The sequence below is a fragment of the Caulobacter sp. P1_B12_2 genome, assembly GCF_056406675.1.
In genome coordinates this window covers 1-5,962 of sequence record NZ_JBFTZS010000288.1, presented here as the reverse complement: position 1 = coordinate 5,962, position 5,962 = coordinate 1, and the positions used below count along the sequence as shown (strand labels likewise).

The window sequence follows — 5,962 nt, the reverse complement described above, 5'->3', positions numbered from 1 at the left end:
GGCCGGGTCACCCCCGGGGCCTATGCCGCCCGCCTGGTCGAGGCCCTGCTGTCGACCCATGTCGACGAGCGGCTGGAGCCGCTGCGCGAGACCCTGGTCATGGACGGCGAGAGCTTCAAGGAAGGCGTCTTCAGCTGGAAGGGCTTCCTCTATTACAAGTGGATGCTGACCCGGCTGTGGTCGGAGCTGGAGACCGTGAGCGGCGAGATCGGCCGGCTGACCATCAGCGGCAACCGCGACGCCGAGACCCAGCGCTTTCTCGACGACACCCGCAAGCGCCTGCGAAAGGGCATCATCACCGAGCGCAAGGCGATCCTGCGGGCGCTGGATGTCTATGACCGGGCCTTCGACGACCTGATCGACAACGGCCGGCCCCAGGCGTTCCGCGAATTCCTGCTGCGCGCGCCGGAGATGTTCCTGTCGCTGGGCGAGAAGGTCGGGGTGATCGCCCATATCGCCAGTTTCTGGCGTTACAGGTTCCCGCTGGGGATGCCGCTTGTCGCCGATATCGACGAGGCGGTAGATCTGCTGCAAGACTTCGACGCGGGCCTGAGCTCTAGCCTGGCCGCCTAAGCGGGATCGTTCTGTCGCAACGAACGGTTATCAAGCGGATTTTTACCATCGACCGCCTAGTGTGCGGGCGAAATATCTTTGGAGCTTCCGAGGCCCGTGTTCGACGGCAACATCCGCACCTTGCAGCGTATCGCGTCGAAGATGCAGCGCGTGCTGATCGTCGATCCGAACACGGCCGCCGTACGCCTGCTCGCCGACCAGCTGCGCCACGTCGGGAACGTCCAGATCTTCCACGCCACCTCGATCGAGGCCGGCTGGGGCATGGCCCGCACGGTCGATCCGATGCTGGTGTTCGTCGAGCACGCCTCCAGCGGCTGCGACGGCCAGGCTCTGGCCAAGAAGATCCGCCGCAGCGACCTGGCCTGCCGCGAAAACCCGATCATCATGTGCACCTCCGAAGCCACGGCCGAGGCGATCTTCGGAGCCCGGGACGCCGGCATCCACGAGTTCATGCGCAAGCCGTTCACGATCAAGGATCTGGAACGTCGGCTGGAAGCGGTGACGCTGAAGCCCCGCGACTGGGTCGAGGCCGTGCAATATGTCGGTCCCGACCGCCGACGCTTCAATTCGGCCGAGTACAAGGGTCCGCGCAAGCGCAAGGCCGACGCCAGCGGCACGCCCGCCGCCCGCCTGTCGCAGGCCCTGCGCATCGTCAAGTCCGCCGCCCAGGCGCTGGACAGCGATCCGGCCCAGGCCCGACGCGCCCTGGCCGCCCAGGCCGTCGAGCTCAGGAAAGTCGGGGAAGCGGTCAAGGACAGCCGTCTGGTCGAGGCCGCCGCCGCCCTGGAGTCCGTCACCGCCGGCGGCATGGACCGCGCCGAGCTGCTCAAGCGCATCGATGGTCTGCTGGGCTTCATGACCGACGACGACAAGGGCGGCCGCGGCGCCGCCTGACGACGGACCAGCGTCACGCCGTCACTTTCGTGACTTAAAACCTACACGCGCCTGTCGTCGCCCCGTCGTGGGACGGCAACACGGGCCGTCTACAGCCCCGGCCAACAGATCGCGCGAACCTGCGCGGCGGTACCGGGGGCTATCCGATGATCACCACCACCAAGGGCGCGTTGCTGCGCCGCGTCAGCGCGCTGGCGCTCGTCTCGCTGGCCGTGGCGACGCCGGCCCTGGCCGCCGATCTGCGTGGCCGGGTAGTGGACGCCGCCGGCGCGCCGCTGCCGGGCGCCTGGGTCGAGGTGGGCGGTCGCTCGACCACCGCCGGTCCCGACGGCCGCTTCGTGCTGACCGGCGTGGCGTCGGGTCCGACCGACGTGACCGTGGCCTATGTCGGCTACAGCGCCTCGACCCTGCCGGTCACCGTGGCCGAGGCCGGCAACGAAGTCGTGCTGACCCTCAAGCCCGTCGACGAAGTGTCCGAAGTGGTGGTCAGCAGCGCCCGCGCCGCCGAGCGCCGCTCGCTGCAGGTCAAGAAGGTGGCCAACAACTTCGTCGAGGCCCTCTACGCCAACGACGTGGGCAAGCTGCCCGACCAGAACGTCGCCGAGGCCGTGCGCCGCCTGCCGGGCGTGTCGGTGGCCAATGACCAGGGCGAAGGCCGCTACGTGATCATCCGCGGCGTGGATCCCCGCTACGTCAACGTCACCGTCAACGGCCAGACCGCCGCCGCGCCCGAGCCCGACAGCCGCCAGGTCAAGCTGGACGACATCCCCTCGGCGATGATCGGCTCGGTGAAGGTGATCAAGAGCCTGACCGCCGATCTCGACGCCAGCGCCATCGCCGGCCAGGTCGATATCGTCACGCTCAGCGCCTTCGACCGTCATGGGACCTTCGGCAGCGCCCGCGCCGCCTACGGCCGCTTCGACCTGAACGACAAGAACCCCTACGAGGTCGATGGTTCGCTGGGCGGCACCTTCGGTCCGAACGGCCAGTTTGGGGCGGTGGTCTCGGCCAACTACTCCAAGCGTCCGGTCGAATCGCAAAACGTGGCCGGCGCCTCGTGGACCACGGTGGGCGGCAATCCGATCCCGGCCGACTTCGACAGCCGCGACTACAACCTGACCCGCGAGCGCACGGGCTTCGTCGGCAATTTCGACTGGCGCCCCAGCGACGACGTCCAGCTCTACCTGCGGACCTCGTACTCGAAGTTCACCGACCACGAGACCCGCGACCGCTTCCGCCTGCCGATCGCCGGCACGATCGTCTCGACCTCGGCCACGACCGGCTCGTTCACCAAGGCCACGGGCACCCGCTATGTCCGTCGCCGGGACGAGAACGACAACACCAAGACGGTCTCGGCCGGCGGCCGCTTCAACCTGCCGGTCGGCCATCTGGACGTCGACGCCGCCTACAGCCGCGCCGAGAAGACCGATCCGCTGCGCAGCGAATTCCAGTTCGCCACCGGCAAGACCATGGCCGGGACCTACGACGTCTCGCAGGTGCTGTTCCAGGTGACCCCGACGGCCACGGCCTACGATCCGGCCAACTACATCTTCAAGAGCACCAACTACGACCGTCGCGAGGCCGTCGAGGAGCTGAAGCAGGCCCGCGCCGACTACGCCTTTCCGCTGGCGGCGATCGGCGACGACAGCGAGCTGAAGATCGGCGCCAAGCTGATCGACCGCTCCAAGACCAACGACCGCGAATATACGACCTATGATCCGGGCGCGACGGCCTTCACCCTGGCGGCCCTGAACCCGTCCAGCCTGGCCTCGACCTATGAAGGCCGCTACCCGTTCGGCCCGACCGTCAACTACCAGGCGGCCCAGGCCTATGTGACCGCCAACCCAACGACGCTGAAGCTGAACGCCGCCAAGTCGCTCAGCACCGCCCTGCTCAGCGACTACGACGTCTCCGAAAAGATCTATGCCGGCTACGCCATGGCGACGCTGAAGATGGGACGCGTGACCCTGGTCCCCGGCCTGCGGGTCGAAACCACCGACGGTGACTACACGGCCAAGACCTTCAACAACGTCACCTCGACGCGCGGTCCCGACACCACCGGTTCGAACAAGTACACCAACTGGTTCCCGAGCCTGAACGCCAAGATGGACGTCACCGAGCGTCTCGTGGTGCGCGCGGCGGCGACCACCGCCATCGGTCGTCCGGACTATGTGTCGCTGGCTCCGGCCATCACCGTCGACGCCACGGCCGACACGGTCACCCAGGGCAATCCCGATCTGAAGCCGCTGCTGTCGGCCAATCTGGACGCCGGCGTCGAGTACTACCTGCCGGGCCAGGGCCTGCTGTCGGCCGCGGTGTTCTTCAAGGACATCCAGGACCCGATCTTCACCCAGACCCTGCTGAACCAGAGTGGAACCTTCGGCGGCGTGGCCCTGACCGGCGCGGCGGTGACCACGCCCCTGAACGCCAGCAAGGCCAGTGTGACGGGCGTCGAGTTCAACGCCCAATCGCAGCTGACCTTCCTGCCCGACGCCCTGAACGGCATCGGCGTGGGCGTGAACCTGGCCCTGATCGACTCGACGCTGCGGGGCGTGCCCGGCCGCACCGACAGCCTGCCGCTGGCCCAGCAGTCCAAGACCGTCGCCACGGCCCAGCTGTTCTACGAGAAGTACGGATTCTCGGCCCGGGTGGCCTATTCCTACCGCTCCAAGTTCCTCTACACGAYCGGCGCCGACCAGGCCTCGGACGTGTGGTGGGACGACCATGGCCAGGTCGACGCCCGCGTCGCCTACGCCTTCGGCAAGACCGCCAGCATCTTCGTCGAGGGCTCGAACCTCAACGACAAGCCGTGGCGCACCTTCGTCGGCGACGACCACCGGCTGGGCGAGAACGAACGCTACGGCCGGACCTTCCGGACGGGCGTTCAGCTGAGCTTCTAGATCCAGGCGCCCCGCGAAAGCGGGGCGTTTTCGGTTGGACGGCGGCTAACGCGCCAGCCAGCGGCGCAGGGCGGCGTTGACCGCGTCGGGCGCTTCCATCGGCGTCATGTGGCCGGCGTTCGGGATCACCACCATGTGCGTGCAGCCGATGGCGTGGGCCATCTCGTGCTGGCCGGCCAGCGGGGTGATCGCGTCGTGCTCGCCGCAGACGATGACGATCGGACAGCGCAGGGCCCGCAGGGCGGCCGCGCCGTCCTCGCGGGGCAGGCCGTTCTGGCGCAGGAAGACCTCGCGGCCCAGCCGCTGGGTCATGGCCTGGATGCGGCCGGTCAGGTCCTTGTCGCCCAGGCGCGAGGCGTCGACATAGCTGGCCATCAGCCGGTCGGCGACGCCCAGGAAGGCGCCCTCGCGGCCGGCCGCGGCGTTGACGGCGCGGCGCTGGGCGGCCCGTTCGGGGGTGTCGGCGCGGATGGCGGTGTCGATCAGGGCCAGGCGCTGGATCCGCTCGGGCGCGATCCGGGCGATCTCCTGGGCCACGTAGCCGCCCATCGAGAACCCGGCCAGGGCGAAGGTCGGCTCGGCGTCGGCCAGAACTTGCTCGGCCAGTTCCCGCAGGCTCTCGCCCCGCGTCAGGTCGGCGACCTGGCAGCGGGCGACGTCGGCCAGGCCGCTGACCTGGTCGCGCCAAAGCTCGGCGTCGTTCAGCAGGCCCGGCAGGAGGATCAGTTGGGGAGGGGTGTCGGTCATCGAAAAACGCCCCGGACCTTGCGATCCGGGGCGCTCCACTTGTTCAGGTCTCGGCGGACTAGGCTTCGACCATGTTCTTGGCGATGGCGGCTTCGCGCATCGACTTCTGCAGCTTCTCGAAGGCCCGGACCTCGATCTGGCGGACCCGCTCGCGGCTGACGCCGTATTGCGAGGCCAGGTCTTCCAGGGTGGTCGGGTCGTCCTTCAGGCGCCGCTCGGTGAGGATGTGGCGTTCACGGTCGGTGAGTTCGACCATGGCCTCCTCGAGCAGGCTCATCCGCATGGACTTTTCCTGGTTCTCGGCGACCACCGTCTCTTGCGAGACCTGATCGTCGTCGGCCAGCCAGTCCTGCCACTCGCTCTCGCCGTCGGCGCGCAGCGGCGCGTTCAGCGAGGCGTCGGGACCACCCAGACGGCGGTTCATCGAGATGACCTCGCTGTCCAGCACGCCCAGCTTGGTGGCGATGGCGCTGACCTGGTCGGGACGCAGGTCGCCGTCCTGGAAGGCCTCGATCTGGCTCTTGGCCTTGCGCAGGTTGAAGAACAGCTTCTTCTGCGCGGCGGTCGTGCCCATCTTCACCAGCGACCAAGAGCGCAGGATGTATTCCTGGATCGAGGCGCGGATCCACCACATGGCGTAGGTGGCCAGGCGGAAGCCCTTGTCGGGCTCGAATTTCTTGACGGCCTGCATCAGGCCGACATTGCCCTCGGAGATCACCTCGCCGATCGGCAGGCCGTAGCCGCGATAGCCCATGGCGATCTTGGCCACCAGGCGCAGGTGGCTGGTGACCATCTTGTGGGCGGCTTCGCTGTCCTGATGCTCTTTCCAACGCTGGGCGAGCATGAAC

Annotated in this window: 4 protein-coding genes and 1 pseudogene; 3 read left to right on the top strand and 2 right to left on the bottom strand. The window is 68.1% G+C overall.

Annotated features, from left to right (window positions below):
* The 3 genes and pseudogenes from AC1DZ6_RS16980 to AC1DZ6_RS16970 form a co-directional block, all read left to right on the top strand.
* Positions 1 to 573: pseudogene (locus AC1DZ6_RS16980) on the top strand (hypothetical protein); the annotation flags it as partial.
* A gap of 96 nt (positions 574 to 669) precedes the next feature.
* Complete coding sequence (locus tag AC1DZ6_RS16975) at positions 670 to 1,467, top strand: response regulator (protein ID WP_477098322.1); 798 nt, start codon at positions 670 to 672, stop codon at positions 1,465 to 1,467.
* 146 nt (positions 1,468 to 1,613) lie between these two features.
* Positions 1,614 to 4,367, top strand: coding sequence for a TonB-dependent receptor (locus tag AC1DZ6_RS16970; protein ID WP_477098321.1), 2,754 nt, complete (start codon positions 1,614 to 1,616; stop codon positions 4,365 to 4,367).
* Between the two features lie 45 nt (positions 4,368 to 4,412).
* Here the strand turns inward: AC1DZ6_RS16970 and AC1DZ6_RS16965 are convergent, their stop codons facing one another.
* The gene (locus tag AC1DZ6_RS16965; protein WP_477098320.1) at positions 4,413 to 5,114 is read right to left on the bottom strand and encodes an alpha/beta fold hydrolase; all 702 of its coding nucleotides are present in this window, start codon (positions 5,112 to 5,114) and stop codon (positions 4,413 to 4,415) included.
* 58 nt (positions 5,115 to 5,172) lie between these two features.
* On the bottom strand, positions 5,173 to 5,962 hold a 790-nt coding region (gene rpoH / locus AC1DZ6_RS16960), incomplete at its 5' end, for an RNA polymerase sigma factor RpoH (protein WP_477098319.1).

Bases quoted from the DNA above. Each gene is read 5' to 3' on its own strand.
- AC1DZ6_RS16965 (WP_477098320.1), bottom strand. From the start codon at position 5,114: ATGACCGACACCCCTCCCCAACTGATCCTCCTGCCGGGCCTGCTGAAC.